14 protein-coding genes are annotated in these 15810 nt (G+C 60.3%); 5 read left to right on the forward strand and 9 right to left on the reverse strand.

What is annotated here, in order from left to right:
* Window positions 1-11 precede the first annotated feature (11 nt).
* The 8 genes from HMPREF2857_RS08245 to HMPREF2857_RS08280 form a co-directional block, all read right to left on the reverse strand.
* On the reverse strand, window positions 12-1382 hold the full coding sequence (locus HMPREF2857_RS08245; RefSeq protein WP_083310539.1) for an adenosylmethionine--8-amino-7-oxononanoate transaminase: 1371 nt from the start codon (window positions 1380-1382) through the stop codon (window positions 12-14).
* Between the two features lie 296 nt (window positions 1383-1678).
* Window positions 1679-2812 carry a PDDEXK family nuclease gene (locus HMPREF2857_RS08250; RefSeq protein ID WP_141752748.1) on the reverse strand — a complete coding sequence of 378 codons (1134 nt, stop codon included), beginning with the start codon at window positions 2810-2812 and terminating at the stop codon, window positions 1679-1681.
* Window positions 2813-3187: 375 nt separating this feature from the next.
* Window positions 3188-3802, reverse strand: a complete 615-nt coding sequence (gene scpB, locus HMPREF2857_RS08255; protein ID WP_049189939.1) for an SMC-Scp complex subunit ScpB — start codon at window positions 3800-3802, stop codon at window positions 3188-3190.
* Window positions 3803-3907: 105 nt separating this feature from the next.
* Window positions 3908-4750 carry a segregation and condensation protein A gene (locus HMPREF2857_RS08260; protein WP_210384785.1) on the reverse strand — a complete coding sequence of 281 codons (843 nt, stop codon included), beginning with the start codon at window positions 4748-4750 and terminating at the stop codon, window positions 3908-3910.
* A 3-nt stretch (window positions 4751-4753) separates the two neighbouring features.
* On the reverse strand, window positions 4754-5629 hold the full coding sequence (locus HMPREF2857_RS08265) for a ParA family protein (RefSeq protein WP_049189940.1): 876 nt from the start codon (window positions 5627-5629) through the stop codon (window positions 4754-4756).
* A 64-nt stretch (window positions 5630-5693) separates the two neighbouring features.
* Window positions 5694-6632, reverse strand: coding sequence for a site-specific tyrosine recombinase XerD (locus HMPREF2857_RS08270; RefSeq protein WP_070643548.1), 939 nt, complete (start codon window positions 6630-6632; stop codon window positions 5694-5696).
* Window positions 6629-7282 (reverse strand): NUDIX domain-containing protein, encoded by a 654-nt coding sequence (locus tag HMPREF2857_RS08275; protein ID WP_070643551.1) that lies wholly within the window; start codon window positions 7280-7282, stop codon window positions 6629-6631. Before HMPREF2857_RS08275 ends, HMPREF2857_RS08270 begins: the two co-directional genes overlap by 4 nt.
* A 48-nt stretch (window positions 7283-7330) precedes the next feature.
* Window positions 7331-8962 (reverse strand): CTP synthase, encoded by a 1632-nt coding sequence (locus tag HMPREF2857_RS08280; RefSeq protein WP_070643554.1) that lies wholly within the window; start codon window positions 8960-8962, stop codon window positions 7331-7333.
* Between the two features lie 143 nt (window positions 8963-9105).
* Between HMPREF2857_RS08280 and HMPREF2857_RS08285 the strand changes: the two genes are divergently transcribed.
* Together HMPREF2857_RS08285 and HMPREF2857_RS08290 are read left to right on the forward strand one after the other, a co-directional pair.
* Window positions 9106-9624: a type 1 glutamine amidotransferase domain-containing protein gene (locus HMPREF2857_RS08285; RefSeq protein ID WP_070643612.1), complete on the forward strand. Its 519-nt coding sequence runs from the start codon at window positions 9106-9108 to the stop codon at window positions 9622-9624.
* Between the two features lie 43 nt (window positions 9625-9667).
* On the forward strand, window positions 9668-10441 hold the full coding sequence (locus HMPREF2857_RS08290; RefSeq protein WP_070643557.1) for an LURP-one-related/scramblase family protein: 774 nt from the start codon (window positions 9668-9670) through the stop codon (window positions 10439-10441).
* A gap of 73 nt (window positions 10442-10514) precedes the next feature.
* Here HMPREF2857_RS08290 and HMPREF2857_RS08295 read toward each other — a convergent pair whose 3' ends face one another.
* Window positions 10515-11630, reverse strand: a complete 1116-nt coding sequence (locus HMPREF2857_RS08295; protein ID WP_070643559.1) for an esterase/lipase family protein — start codon at window positions 11628-11630, stop codon at window positions 10515-10517.
* 754 nt (window positions 11631-12384) lie between these two features.
* On the opposite strand from HMPREF2857_RS08295, the gene phnE reads away from it, so the two are divergent.
* From phnE to HMPREF2857_RS08310, 3 genes are all read left to right on the forward strand, one after another.
* On the forward strand, window positions 12385-13278 hold the full coding sequence (phnE, locus tag HMPREF2857_RS08300; protein WP_246819668.1) for a phosphonate ABC transporter, permease protein PhnE: 894 nt from the start codon (window positions 12385-12387) through the stop codon (window positions 13276-13278).
* Between the two features lie 48 nt (window positions 13279-13326).
* Window positions 13327-13941: an HAD hydrolase-like protein gene (locus HMPREF2857_RS08305; RefSeq protein ID WP_070643562.1), complete on the forward strand. Its 615-nt coding sequence runs from the start codon at window positions 13327-13329 to the stop codon at window positions 13939-13941.
* A gap of 146 nt (window positions 13942-14087) precedes the next feature.
* On the forward strand, window positions 14088-15065 hold the full coding sequence (locus tag HMPREF2857_RS08310) for a zinc-binding dehydrogenase (protein WP_246819670.1): 978 nt from the start codon (window positions 14088-14090) through the stop codon (window positions 15063-15065).
* The last annotated feature ends 745 nt before the right edge of the window (window positions 15066-15810 follow it).

Consider the following 15810-nt stretch of genomic DNA (forward strand, 5'->3'; position numbering starts at 1 on the left):
GCTTCGCTGCACTACCTACGTTTTTCCTCCGCGGCGACGATGGCGGCGATGGCCTCGCAGATACGGTCGACCTCGTCATTGGTGCTGATATACGGCGGCATGGTGTAGACCAGCTTGCCGAATGGGCGCAGCCACACCCCGGCATCAACAGCCGCTGCGGTAGCCAGGCCCATATCCACTGGACGCTGCATCTCCACGACACCGATAGCACCGAGGACACGAACATCGGCCACGGCATCGCTGCCGGCTAGGGGCTGGAGCTGGTCGCGGAGTCGGGACTCGATGCGCGGGACATCCTCACGCCACTGCCCTTCTGCAATCAGGTCGAGCTGCGCGCAGGCCACCGCACAGGCCAAGGGGTTGCCCATGAAGGTCGGACCGTGCATGATGCCTCCGCCTGGCCCACTGGAAATGGTGCGGGCTACGTCGGCGGTAGTGAGGGTGGCTGCGAAGCTCATGAAGCCGCCGGTCAGCGCCTTACCGACACACATAATATCCGGCACAATCCCGGCCGCCTGCGTCGTGAACAGATCACCAGCACGGCCGAAGCCGGTGGCAATCTCATCCGCAATGAGGAGAATACCGTGCTTGTCACACAGCTTCCGGAGCCCCACAAGCAGCTCATGGTCATGGAACCGCATGCCACCAGCTCCTTGGACTACTGGTTCTACGATGATGCCGGCGACGGAGTCGTCGATAAGCGAATCGAAGTGCGCGAGATAATGTGCGCGTTCCTCTTCGGTTGCGCCGCGGGCGGGTGGCTTGTCGGCGAAGACCTGCGGAGTCCACTGGCCCGTCCACAGCGAATGCATGCCGCCCTCGGGGTCGCAGACGGTCATGGGCGCGCGGGTGTCGCCGTGATAGCCGCTGCGCCAGGTGGCCAGGCGGGTGCGCTCGGGATGGCCTTTGGCCTGCTGATACTGCAACGCCATTTTGATCGCCACCTCGACGGAGACCGAGCCAGAGTCCGAGTAGAAGATGGCATCGAAGCCGGGGCCCGCGAGCTTCAAGAGTTTCTCCGCCAGCTCAATAGCCGGGCGGTGTGTCAGTCCGCCGAACATGACGTGCGACATGGTGGTGGCCTGCTTCTTCGCGGCTGCGACCAGCTTCGGGTGCGAGTGGCCGTGGCATGCGGCCCACCAGCTGCTCATGCCATCGATCAGGGTGCGGCCGTCTGCTAGGTGGAGGTTGACGCCTTCGGCGGACTCGACCAGTTTGGGCGCGACCGGTGACGGGATGGGGCCGTATGGGTGCCAGATGTGGTCGGCGTCGAAGGCTGCGAGGTCGGCGGCGGATGCTTGCGTTGGCTGCGGTGTAGGCGACTTCGCGGATGCTGGTGCAGACGACGGTACAAGCGGCTGGGTGGTTTCCGAGGCTGTCATGATACTCAAGCATAGTACCTGTACAGCGCCAGACTTGAACACTGTTCGGGGTTGGCGTTTGGGACTTTTCGCAAGGATTACAGACAGTCTCAGCGACTTTACGACACCCATGTCACCTCGTGGCAGCTGTGGAGGTGGCATGAGGTGACAGGGGTGTCGTGAAGTGAAATTTTGGGCTCGAGGGCAGCGGCAGCGGGCCGGGCGCGGCAGCGGCAGGGGGGCCGGGCGCGGCAGCGGCAGGGGGGCCGGGCGCGGCAGCGGCACCGGCAGGGGGCTAAACCCGATAAGCCAGCCAGCTAGTACAACCGTCCCGCTTGGCTCCACACCTGTCGGCGACGCATAGCCAGCTCAGCCGCCTTTCCTGTGATCGTGATGGGCGGCCGAGCGAAGACGTAGTTACCGTTGTAGCGGTTCCCGCCATTTGCCAGGTGACGTCGGATTTCCGCGGCCGTTTGCCTCAAGGTGGCTACTGCGGAGCCGTCGAAAAGCTGTGACCAGACAATCCGGATGACATTCAGCCCGAGATTCTTCAGGCGCTTTTCGCGCTCCAGCTCCTTTGCGATTGCCACCTGCGTGTCCGCAACCCCACCGTCGGTGTATTTCATACGGCCATCGAACTCGACGACCAGCCCAAGTTCGGGCAGGTAGAAGTCCACGCGTGCGATGAAGCCACGATCATCCCGAAAGGAAACCTGCTGAAGCAACGGAGCCCGAGAATCGTCGACAGAAGCTAGCCCCGCCTGGACGATTGCTTCTTTAGTGAGCGATTCCCCAATGCTTTCCGACGACGCTGTCGCTTGCCTCAACAACCTCCTGGCCTGTGCATTTCCTGGAGCACGCGGATATGCAGCCAACGTGGCCAACAGCTCCTCGGTGTCGGTGTGGCGCTGGAGGGCGGCGTCGGCAAGCACTAGTGCATTGTGCGGGGTGCGGGAACGGCAGACGTCGATGACGGACTTTGGGACATCGGTGACGAGGCGGCCATCGACTTCTACGATGTCCTCGGGGAGAATCCGGCCGGAGACGCGGATGAGGCGTTTGTGCGGCTGGTACGGGCCATTCGGTGTGCTTCGCGATTGCCCGCGCTTGCGGCCGGAGTTGGCTACCGCGATCGGAGTGTTGTGCGTGAGTAGAGGTAAACCGTGGAGAGCAGCGGCGGCATCGCGGGTGACTACGGTGGCGGTGTCGCGATGGACGAGCGCTTTGATTTCCAGGACGTAGCGTTCGGTGCTGTTTAGGGTGAGCCACCTGTCGACAGGCGCGTACGCGCCGTGTGCGAGCCACAGGAGGCTGCCGCTTTTGGCTCGCTGGCGGAGATCTCGGTCGGAGTGCTGGCCGATTCGGGAAATTGCGAATGTGCTGGGGCGGGCGCATTCGCGCTGCTGGCCGGTACGGATGATGTCGTCGGCGTCGAAGATCCACTGCGGCATCGGATTGCGCTCCTGAGGTCCAGGCAACTGCTGGTGGGTGGTGGTGTGCGTGTTTGCGTGTTTGCGAGTGTTTGCGAGTGCTACGTTCTCATTTTTGGGCTCACACGGAGACTCAGGAGGCATCGATTTGGCGTCGACTGTGGATAGTTTGCAGTTTTCGGGAGTTATCCACAGTGTGTGTGGTGGGTGCGGAGGACGTGGTGAGCCGTCGTGAGCGGCAACCGCAGCCCGACATACGACTTCACGACACCCATGTCACCTCGTGGCAGCTGTGGAGGTGGCATGAGGTGACACGCGTGTCGTGAAGTGGGTTAGCCGATGGTGCGAGCCTCGCGGCCCAGCTAGGCCCCCTGTCCAACCGCCCCAGAACCCCACCTAGTCCAACGGCTCGTCGATCAAGTCGACTTCAGGCAGCAGCGGAGCCAAATCAGGCAGCTGGTCCAGCGAATCAATCCCCAAAAGCTCCAGGAACAGCGTCGTCGTAACGTACAAATGCGCGCCGGTTGCCGGGTCCTCTCCGGACTCCGCAATCAGACCGCGCGCGACCAGCGTGCGCATCACCCCATCGACATTGACACCGCGTACACCGGAGACCTGCGCACGCGTGGCCGGCTGTCGGTAAGCCACCACTGCCAGCGTCTCCATAGCTGCACGTGAGAGCTTCGACTGCGAGCCATCCAGCAAGAATCGCTCCACCGCGCTGGCGTGCGCGGGAGCCGTGTAGAAGCGCCAGCCCTCATCCGTTTCACGCAGCTCAATGCCGCTGCGACGTGCACGGTATTCGTACTCGATCTCGCGAAGCACGTCACGGACATCACTTGCGGAAACATCCAGCGCCCGCGCCATATCCTCCGCCGCCACCGGCGTATCGACTACCAGCAGAATCGACTCCACGCCTGCTCGCAACGGGTCAATGGGCGGCAATTGCGCCGAAGAAGCAGACACGGGCTCCACGGCCTGCTCGGATGGTGCGGAACTGGTTTCGCTCATGCGCGTCAGATTACGCAACCTCCCGCGCCGGGCGCTAATTGGCCGGGCGCTAATCAGCTGTTAGCGCCAGCCCGACCAAGCCCACGCCCAACGTAGCCCAGCCACCTACTCCCAGTTCGCCGCCGCCACGACGGCCGGGTCCACGTCGAGCCCTGTCCAGGCCACGTGGATTTCCTCCAGCGCTTCCTCCTGCTCCACACCGATCGCCTTGGCTCGGTAGAGCTCCAGCAGCGCCAGGAACCGTCCGACAACTTCCATGGACACGCGGCATTCGCTGGTCAGCTGCGTAAACGTCAGCCAGGTCCCCTCGCCTGCGAGCCGCAGCGAGTCCAGAATTTTTCCCGCCTGCTCCGGCACGGACACGGGCACGCCGTGGATGTGCCCGACACCAACTTCCTCCGGCGGCTTCGGCCGCATCACGACGGCCGCAAACTCGGCGAACTCCCTGAGCGTCATGCCCAGGCGCACGGGCGGCAGCAGCTCCTCGAACTGCTTGTCCGGCCCCACAGCTCGCGGATAGCGCCGCGGCGCGGTCTTTTGCCACTCCTCGAACTGGTCGGCTACCTTGCCATAGGCCTGGTATTGCAGCAGTCGGGCGAATAGCAGGTCGCGTGCTTCTAGCAGTTCGAGGTCTTCTTCGCTGTCGACGTCGCCACGCGGCAGAAGCCGTGCAGTCTTGAGGTCGAGCAGTGTCGCTGCCACGACGAGGAATTCGGTGATTTCGTCGAGATCGCTGACTGCGTCGAGGCTGCGCGTGTACGAGATAAACTCGTCCGTCACCGCCGCCAGCGCGACCTCGGTGACGTCCATCTTTTTGCTGCTGATCAGCTGCAGCAGCAGGTCGAAAGGCCCGTTGAAGTTCGCGAGCGCGACGCGGAAGCCGGTGATCTCTTCCTGCACGCCCTCGCTTGACGACGGTTCGGGAGTGTAACTATCCGGGGAAGTCACCTATTATTTGCGGCCTTTGCGCTCGATGACCTCGCGGGCCAGGTTGCGGTACTGTGCCGCAGCTGGGGTGTTCGGTGCCCAGGTGGTGATGGGCTCACCAGCGACGGAGGTTTCCGGGAAGCGGACGGTACGGGTGATGACCGTGTCAAAGACCTTGTCGCCGAAGACCTCGATGAGGCGTTCCATAACTTCCTTGGCGTGGCGCGTCCGGCGGTCAAACATGGTCACCAGGATGCCGGAGACTTCCAGGTTGAAGTTCAGGCGGTCGCGGACCTTGGCCACCGTGTCGGTGAGCAGTGCCAGACCGCGCAGGGAGAAGTACTCCGCCACCATTGGGATGATGACACCCTCGGAGATGGTCAGCGCATTGACGGTCAGCAGGCCTAGCGACGGCTGGCAGTCAATGATGATGAAGTCGTAGTCATTCATCACTGGGCGCAGCGCGCGTCCGAGGGCCTGTTCGCGGCCGACTTCGTTGACAAGCTGAATCTCCGCAGCCGACAGGTCGATGTTGGCCGGAACGAGGTCCAGGCCGGAGACCTTGGTGTGATGAATGGCATCGCGGACATCGGTGGTGTCGTCGACGATGAGGTTGTAGACCGTCAGGTCGAGTTCCTCATGGGGAACACCGAGACCGGCGGATAGTGCGCCTTGCGGGTCCAAGTCAACGAGCAGGACTTTACGGCCAAACTCTGCCAGCGCCGCTCCCAGGTTAATAGTCGAGGTGGTCTTACCCACGCCGCCCTTCTGGTTACACATTGCCAGGATGACTGCGGGGCCGTGACTGTTCAGGGGTGCGGGTTCCGGCAGCTCACGTGCCGGACGACCGGTGAGACCGAGTTCAACTCGATCGGCCTCAAACAACCCTTCTTCAGCCACAGTCAATCCCTCTTCCTTGAAGATTTCTCATCAATTCTACTGCGCGATATATTACCGCCACATATTACCGCGAGTATTCAGCCCGTGGGTGAGCCCCCGCCCAGACTCGGCGCATATTCTCCGCGGTAATCATGGTGTAGATCTGGGTCGTCGTCACCGAGGCGTGCCCCAGCAGCTCCTGGACAACACGCACATCGGCACCGCCCTCGATGAGATGTGTGCCGAAACTGTGGCGCAGGGTGTGCGGGGAAATTTTCACCTTCAACCCGGCGCGCTCACCCAGCTCCGCAAGTGTATTTCCCGCCGATTGCCGAGACAGCCTGCGCCCCAGCGAGTTAATAAACAGTGCCGGCCCGGAGTTCGCCCGCACCCAGCTCGGCCGCCCGCGCGTCAGCCACGCATCCAGCGCCGCCATAGCCGGCGATCCCACGGGCACGATGCGCTCCTTGCCGCCCTTACCGCGCAGCAACACGAGGTTGGTTTCGCGATCCACGTCATCGATATCCAGGCCGGTGACCTCGGAAACGCGCGCACCGGTCGAGTACAAAAACTCCACCAGTGCACGGTTGCGCAAATCCGTCACGTCGGCGGTCTCATCGTCGGGGATGGACTCGATAAGCCGGGTGACCTCATCAATGCTGAGTGCCTTCGGATACCGAGAGGGCTGCTTCGGCGGCGCCACCCGCTTGGCGACATCCACATCCAACGCGCCCTCACCCACCGCGAAATTGTGGAAACTCCGCACGGCCGACAGCGACCGCGTCACCGAGGTCGGGGCCAGCGCTGGCCTTCCCGCCGACTTATCTCCCCGCGCGAGATACGCCAGGAACTCTGACACATCCTGCTCGGTGACCTGTGCCAATCGCGTACGCCCAATCTCCCGCAGATAGGTGCGGTACTTCTCCAAGTCGCGCTTATAACTGGCGAGCGTATTCGCCGACAGGCCCTTTTCCACCGCGAGGTAGGTGACGAAGGCGTCGACAAGCGGATCGATCGAACTCATCGGATACGTTTCAGGTCCGCGCCGGCGCCGAGCTGCTCTGTTCGACGCTTCGCCAGGGCCGTCGGTCGAATGTCGAACGGCTCCGCGACCGAGCGCGGCGTCGCACCCCTCAGCAGCATCTCCGCCACCAGCAGAATGCCGGACAGCGCGATGCCGTTGAGGACCTCTCCGCGCAGCGCCATCGCCACCGCCTCATCCACCGGAACCCACGACGCAGTCATGTCCGCTTCCTCATCGTGGGCTTCCGGCTTATCGACGGCACGGAGACCCCTGGCCAGATAAATCCGAACCGCTTCCTCTGCGAAGCCTGGCGAGCTGAACATATCGGTAAGCAGGGACCAGGACTCGGCCTCCAGCCCGGCTTCCTCGACCAACTCGCGCTTGGCGGCCTCCAGTGGGTCTTCGTCCGCGACATCGAGAAGTCCGGCCGGCAACTCCACCAGGCGCTTCCCTGCCGCCTGCCGCCACTGATTCAGCAGGTAGAGGCGGTTATCTTCATCTGCGGCAACGATAGCGACAGCGCCGAAATGCTCCACGATCTCGCGGGCGGATACTTTCCCACCCGGCATTCGCACCTGGTCGCGGCGGACCGCGATGATAGGTGCCTCGAGAACGATCTCGGAATCAACAACGTCAAATTGGTGCGCCATGAGATTTACTCTAATAGGTAGGCCGGATTCGCCCTCGCGGAGTCAGGGCTAGTTGCGCTTGAGGGCTGCGGCGATGAGGCCGTCGAAAAGCGGATGGGCGTTGGTGGGGCGTGACTTCAGCTCCGGGTGCGCCTGCGTGGCCACGAGGTATGGGTGCACGTCCGTGGGGTACTCGACGAATTCGACGAGCTTGCCGTCGGGCGAGGTGCCCGAGATGACCAGGCCTGCCTCTTCGAGCTGCGCGCGGTAGGAGTTGTTGACCTCGTAGCGGTGGCGGTGGCGCTCGGTGACATCGGTGGTGCCGTAGAGACCGGCGACGACGGAGCCTTCGGCAAGCTTCGCCGGGTAGGAGCCCAGGCGCATGGATCCGCCCAGGTCAGCCTCACCGGAGACCACCTGGAGCTGTTCCTCCATCGTGGCGATGACAGGCTCGGCCGCGTTCTCGTCGAACTCGGTGGACGAAGCGCCTTCAACGCCTGCGGTGCGCGCCGCCTCGATGACGACACACTGCATGCCCAGGCAGATTCCCAGCAGCGGCGTGCCGGTTTCCTTGGCGTAGCGGATGGTCGCAATCTTGCCTTCGATGCCGCGCCCGCCGAAGCCGCCGGGGATGACGATCGCGTCAACGCCGGCCATGTTCTTCTTCAGCCCCTCCGGGGTTTCGCAGTCGTCCGAGGCAACCCAGCGGATGTTCGCCTTCACGCGGTGGGCGAAACCGGCGGCACGCACAGCTTCCGCGACGGACAGGTAGGCGTCCGGCAGGTCAATGTACTTGCCGACGAGCGCCACCGTGACCTCGCCCTTCGGGTTGTGGACGCGCTCGAGCAGGTCTCCCCACACGGCCCAATCCATGTCGCGGAACGGCAGGTTGAGGCGGCGGATGATGAAGGTGTCCAGGTGCTCTTCATAGAGGACCTCCGGGATGTCGTAGATGCTCGGCGCATCCGGGCAGGACACCACTCCCTCGCGGTCGATGTCGCACATCAGCGCAATCTTGTTCTTGAGGGAGTCCGGGACGTCGCGGTCGCATCGCAAAACGACGGCATCGGGAACCAGGCCAATCGAGCGAAGTTCGGCCACCGAGTGCTGCGTGGGCTTGGTCTTCAGTTCCTTGGAGGGGCCGAGGTACGGAACCAGTGACACGTGCAGGTAGAAGACGTTTTCGCGGCCGACGTCGTGACGCACTTGGCGTGCGGCTTCCAGGAAGGGCTGCGATTCGATATCGCCGACGGTGCCGCCGATTTCGGTGATGACCACGTCGGGCTTTTCGCCGTTCGCGTCGGCATTGCCCATAGCGACGATGCGGGATTTGATCTCGTCAGTGATGTGCGGGATGACCTGAACGGTCTGGCCGAGGAATTCGCCGCGGCGCTCCTTGGCGATGACCGAGGAATAGACCTTGCCGGTGGTGACGTTGCCGCCGGCGGAGAGGTTGCGGTCGAGGAAGCGCTCGTAATGACCGAGGTCAAGGTCGGTCTCTGCGCCGTCTTCGGTGACGAAGACCTCGCCGTGCTGGAAGGGGTTCATGGTGCCCGGATCCACGTTGAGGTAGGGATCGAGCTTCTGCATAGTCACTTTGAGACCACGCGAGGTGAGCAGGCGGCCGAGCGATGCCGCAGTTAAGCCTTTGCCGAGGGAGGAGGCAACGCCTCCCGTAACGATGATGTATTTCGTAACCACGGGACTTCAGAATATCGCTTGCGCGGGTGTGAACGCAAGCGACTTTTCATAATGGCGGATGTTGATTACGCAACTAGGTAAGACTTTCAAAAATCATGGTCGCCTGGATGCATAAACGCGATCACGTCGTTACCCTCGGGGCTATGACTGATCTAACGAATAAGACCATTGCAGTTTTGGCCACTGACGGATTCGAGGACTCCGAGCTGACGAGCCCGGCTGAGGCCGTGAAGGACGCCGGTGCGACCGTGCACATTATCTCCACCGAAGAAGGCTCCATTGAGGGCAAGAATGGCACGAAGGTGGAAGTCGATAAGCTGACCAGCAGCGTTTCTGCCGATGATTACGATGCTCTGATCCTGCCGGGCGGCACCATTAACGCTGACCAGATTCGCATCGATAAGGATGCCGTGGCCCTAGTGAAGGGATTCGCCGCAGCTAACAAGCCAATCGGCGTGATTTGCCACGGCGGTTGGATTCTCACCGACGCGGATGCGCTGAAGGGCCGCACGATTACCTCCTACATCAGCGTCAAGACCGACCTGGTGAACGCTGGCGCTAACTGGGTCGACGAGGAAGTTGTCGTTGACGGCAACCTGATCTCCTCCCGCACCCCGGCTGACCTTGAGGCTTTCAACAAGGCGCTCGTAGAGAACTTCTAACCCCCTCGCCTGCCTCAAGACTCATCAAAGGAGGGCTGTTGCCATGACTTCGTATTGGGATAACCCAAAGTCACTGTGGGATCAGATTCCACAAGATGATGCGGAAGATGCTTCCGAGCAGCCGCCTTCCGCGCAGCAGCCGTCCGCGCCGCAGCCCTCCACGACCGAGCAACCTCCCGCACCTGAGCAGCTTCCGCCACAGCAAGGGCGTTACCGGGGATTGCTCTCGCACAACAGCATCGTTATCCAGCAGATTCGAAACTTCATGGCGGATGATTTCGACATCCTGGATACCGAGGGCGATTGCATCGGCAAGATTGAAACTACTGGCGGCACGTTGAGCCGTATGTTTATGGGCTCTCGTCGTCTGACAGTGTCCGAACCAGACGGCACTCCGGTGTTCGTCATTACCGATCCGACCGATTTCGCCCTTGACAGCTACGAGATCTACTACCCCGACCCGCAGGCGACATCCTCTGAAGGCAAGCAGCAGGTCGGAGCAGACTCATCGCGCCTATTGGCAACTATTCAGCAGAAGTTTGCGTTCTTTAAGCGGCGGCTGGAAATTTCCATCCCCGGTTTTGCCAATTGCGAGGTCGACGGCGACGTTTGGCATTACGACGCAACCTTCAAGATTAATGACATCGAAGTTGCGCAGATGTCCCGCAAGTGGTCGGGGTTTACAAATTTCCTATCCGGCAATGAGCGCTACATGCTCCAGCTCAAAGATGATTTGCCGCCACAGCTACGCGCGGCCATTATTGGTGCCGCCATTGCCCTGGATTTGATGGCGAAAAAGGCGCGTTCCGACAGCTAGTGACTGCTGCCGACAACGCGCCCTAACTCTTTCCGGCTCTGACTACCGGTTACTGTCGCACTCGCGACTATCGCTACCGCGATCCCGCAGCCCCAGCGATGCGTCCGTCGATTTCCGTGATGCCATCAGAAACGGCATTGACATGTTCTGGGCGAACATTGGCATTGTCATTGATGCCGCCTTCCACAAAGCCGGTTACCGGCACGCACGGAACTTCTACGTTGCGCCCCAGCGCATTGGCTACCTGCGCAATTGCCCGTGGCGAGAAAGTCAGTCCGATGTGGCCCGACAGGTCCGCAGAGCAACCGTCCTGCAGAAGAATGTTGTTGGCGCTCGGTGCCTGCCACTGGCTTGCAGCCATTGGAGTGACGGCTTCATCAACCTGGGTAGAGATTGCAACATAGTTGACACCTGGCTGCTCCAAGCCGCCCTCATTCATCTTGGCCATGAACTCGCTATGCCGCAGCAGATCCACCAGACTCGGGCTGACAATGTACCCCGCAGCCTCATTGCCAGCATTGTCGAACTGGTCAAGCTGCTCCAAACCATAGGAGATACCGAGCAGCGATGTGCCGTGCAGGACGCCCGCCAGGGACACTACCGTGCCTATACCCCGGCCCTGCTCCTGCTTGGCGTATGCGGCAGCCAAGGTGCCACCAGCAGAGTGACCAACAATATCGACGGCGTTAGCACCAATTTCAGCCTTGAGGGTGTCAATCTTCGCAGTCAGCTGAGCCAAAGCGGTATCCAACGGGGTCATGTTGCGCATGGTTGGAATAGAGCCCAGCACCGAAAACTCGTCAGGCCCCAGCTTGCCGACGTTAAATGCGTACAAACACTTACCCATTGCCTTTAGCTCCGGCGCCATGCGCGCATAGGTCTGGTACGAGTTCGAGTTCATTCCGTGAATCATGACCACAGGATTCTCACCGGGAGCAGGAACACACTGCACATTTGTGCCCCCTGGACTGATGTTTTCCGTCATCCCCTGATTGACCATGACAGTGGGGAAATCATTTGCCTTTGGCCCCCACTCACCCATTCCGGTCCAAGACAGGACCTGATCATTACCAGTTGCCGAAGCCGGTGCGGCAGCCGCGATAGGAGCCGCTGCCATAGCGACACCAGCTGCGGCTACCAGTGCTGTGGCCGACCGTGCCAGCTTCGAAAATGCCCGATGAATGCCCATGATTACTCCTTGCATAGAGCAGTGAATAGTAAAACGGTTCCAATAAGAACTACGGCATGGGCAAGAGCAAAAAACAGGCTATGAATCGCTATCGTACCCTGAAAGACGGCCGATTAAAGCCCCTAAATAGGGTTAGTAAAATGTGAACTAAATATAACTATAATACTATCCACCTCCAGCTCTGCAGGCTTTTCAAGTGATATCGCTCATAGGCCAAAACAGGCCGCACTTTCGTTGCAATGCCACAGAATCACTGCCGATACCTAAATCGCCGGTATGGATAAACGTCTACTCCACGATTATTTCGAACAGCCAGCGCTACGTTCGCTCGATGCCACCAGCCCAGAAAGCAGCACAGAATCGACGACACAATCCACTACCAAGACTCCTAACCCGTCGACACCCCCGACCCGGACAATGGAAAGCCCCGGGGCCACTGGTTACACCGGCGCTCCCACTGGTGAGCCGACAGCTATAAACAAAACAATTTCGCATTGTGCGAAATCCTCGCAGGGACTCTACGAACAAGGCACCACCTGGTTTACCGACGGCACCTCCGGTTGGACACAATATTGCGCCAACAATTTTTATGACGGTCCTTCCACGAACACTGCCCCGGAACCTCAGAACAACGAGCCATCCCCGTGGGTTCAAGGCCAAATCGACTGGGCCGATTGCCTGAACTCTGGCCATTCCGAGGAAGAGTGTCGCGCGATGTTGAATTAGGCAGCCCCGCCGCCTTCCACGAGATATTATGCGCAAGTCCGACTCTTCTCTCCTGGCCGGCACCTGGGTCGACCGCATGTGGGGCACCAAGGTCAAGGACAAGCGCAAGGCAGCCAAGCAGGATGCCACCGACAGTAAGCTGTCGATTAACCCGCCGTGGACCGCAGCTCGCGTCTCCCGTGTGCTGACCACCATCGCACTTGTGGTCATCACCATTGCTGCATTTGCCGAGGCAGAGATCTCCGCCTCGAACTTCTTCACCGGCCTGGCCAACCTGCCAGAGACCATGGCGCTGTTCCTGCCGCCGTCCTCCGGTGGTATTGCCGGCGAGATCTTCCAGCTGCTTCTCGATACCCTGCAGATCGCCTTCGCCGCCACCTTCCTCGGCGCCATCCTCGCCATCCCAATTGGCATCATGGCCGCCTCCAACGTGGTCGCCAACAAGTGGGTACACGGCTTCTTCCGCGTGCTCATCGTGATCATCCGCGGCATCCCGGAGCTGATTCTGGCCATCATCTTCGTGGTCATCTCCGGTCTGGGCCCGGTCGCCGGTACGCTCGCGCTGGCTCTCGGCGCCGTTGGTCTGCTGTCCAAACTGGTCGCTGACTCGCTGGAAGAAACCGACACTGACGTCCAGGAAGCCCTGCGCACTACCGGCGCCACCGAGTCGCAGATCTTCTTCGCCGCCACCGTCCGCCAGGCAATCCCGTCTTTCATTGCCCACTGCCTCTACCTGTTGGACACCAACATCCGCTCGGCCACGTTGCTGGGTGTCGTCGGCGCAGGTGGCATTGGCTTCCAGCTGCTCAATGCCTCTCGAGTCAACCAGTTCGACGTCGTCACCTACATCCTCATTCTCATGGTCGCTGTCGTCCTCGTCGTCGAGGCGCTGTCCATGTGGCTGCGTGCCGCCGTCCGCTAATCCCCTCCACCCCAGTCCCCGTCCCCTTCTACCGAAAAGGAAAACTCCATGACTTATCAGCTCGCTATCTTCGACATGGCTGGCACCACCATCGACGACCGTGACGAGGTCTACCGCGTCCTCCGCGAAGCCACCGAACGCGAAGGGGCCCACTACTCCGATGAGACTTTTCAGCGCTACATGGGTACCGAGAAGTTCGGGGCGATCGGCAATCTGCTGCGTGAAGGCGGCATCGAGCCGACACCGGAGATCCACAACCACGCGTGGGAGTTCTTCCGCGCCGAGCTTGCTCGCACCTACAAGGAAAACCCGCCGACCCCGCTGCCAGGCGTCGAAGAAATGCTGAAGGCACTGCACGAAAAGGGCATCAAAGTCGACTTGACGACGGGCTTTGCGCACGAAATCGTCGATATCATTGTTTCCCCTATGGGGTGGGACAACGGAATCATCGACACCGTTGTCGCCGGTGACGAAGTCGAGCACGGCCGCCCCGAGCCCGACCAAAACCTGGCAGTCATGGAGAAGCTCGGTATCACCGACAAGGCAGCCGTCACCAGCGTCGGTGTGATCACCGGCCACCTGACTCGCGAACAGTTCGAGTCCCTCGGTGCCGACCATGTTCTGGATTCGTCCGCGAACCTGCTGGACTTTGTTGGAAAGTAGGATCCGGACTGTAGATCTGACCAAGTAAGTACCAAGTAGGCTACACAACGCTGATGACGACTCCGGATTCCTCAATGACTTCCGCTTCAACTACGCCGACGGAAATGGCCCAGGCGCTTGTCTGGCTGGGCTGTAGCGACTTTCGCATGCAGGAGGTTCCTATTCCTGAACTGCAGGAAGGCGAAACCCTGGTGGAAATCACCACCGCCACCATCTGTGGCTCCGACCGTCACACCGTGCTTGGTCGCCGCAGCGCACCGTGCCCCTGCATTTTGGGCCATGAGGGAGTCGGACTCGTCCGCGACACCCGCAACCCAGACTTGCGGGTTGGCCAGCGCGTTGTTTTCTCTGTCACCGCGCCATGTATGAAATGCGACCGGTGCAAGAAAGGCATGACCGCCAAATGCCGGAACTTGAAAAAGACTGGTCACGAGGCCTTCGATAGCGGCTGGCCACTTTCGGAAACCTATGCTTCCCACATTGTGCTGCGCAACCACCAACCCGTGGTAGTAGTTCCCGACTCGCTTCCCGATGTCGCCGCCCCCATCGCCACCTGCGCCGGCGCCACTGTCATGGCTTGTATGGAGCAGGCTGGCTCTCTTGCCGGTAAGCGGGTCCTAGTCATGGGCATTGGCATGCTCGGTCTCATCGCTGTTGAGGCAGCTGTTCGGGGTGACGCCGCTGAGGTTAGGGCCATTGACCGCAACCAGACGCGCCTCGAATGGGCACGAGAGCTGGGGGCGTTTACTTCTGACTCTTCAGCTGCTGGTGCCGATTCCGAACCAGAGCCTTTCGATATCACCCTAGAGTTCTCCGGTAGCGAATTCGGAGTCACTACCTGCATCGACAACCTCGACATCGGTGGCCGCGCGGTGCTAGCCGGAAGCGTTGCCACATCCCATACTTATGCCCTCGATCCGGAATGGCTCGTCCGTGGCTGGCGCACCATCACCGGTGTCCATAACTACGAGCCACAGCACCTGGAGCAGGCGGTAGAATTCCTTGCTAATTCCCAGATTGATTGGGACACGGTTGTGTCGGACCCAACTGCGCTGGAGGAAGTGCCTGCGGAGGCACGGGGTACGGCGGAGACTTTACTACGGGCTGCCATTCAGCACTATTAAGGAAAAAGAAAACGAGAAAATACGGCCTGGACTACTGCTAAGACGCCAATTTTTGCAGACCCTCCGTATATAGTCACCCAAAGATAGAAACTGCAAAAAGGTATCATTAATGAGCCTCGGAGGAAAAGCGAAAACCCACCCAAGCTCGCGAAACAATCACCTGCTTACAGCATCTCCGTCTAGGATTACTAGGCACCTACGTACGCATGCAACCGGACATGATAGCCGACCAATACCATAAAAGCACAGGTTAATTTTAAGAGTACGGATAACCAAGCGTTCTCAGCTAGTAATTAGGAAAACTCCCAGTTTCGTCAACCCGCTCCAAATCGTTCTGGACTAAAGATTCAGAAACTTGTGTCCACGAACTCCTCCGCACAAGATGAAGGCCAAAATTTTGAACGCTCCTGAAGCTACGACAGTGAATTCACTACTGGTGAGTGGATGAACACAATCCGAAATTACACGACGTCCAGGCGTAGGTGGTCAGAGAATTCATCAATAGAAATCGATTACTGCGTCCGCCCAGGTCTCCATCCAATCGTCATTCTGCGCGCCAAGCCAATCACGAACCCTCAGTGCGAAACGCCGAGGACACAAAACACTTTTGCTGAGTAAAAACTTGACCTGCCTATTCATTCCTGACGATTTTCTCTACGCAATTGGCCAGTTTTTGCCGAGCCCCGAGTAGTCCTTGCCTCAGTTATCTATCATGCCCCAAGTTGGGTGCAGACGATAGGAATGG

It is taken from the genome of Corynebacterium sp. HMSC076C10 (genome assembly GCF_001812455.1).
GTDB classification, from domain to species: Bacteria; Actinomycetota; Actinomycetes; order Mycobacteriales; family Mycobacteriaceae; genus Corynebacterium; species Corynebacterium jeikeium_D.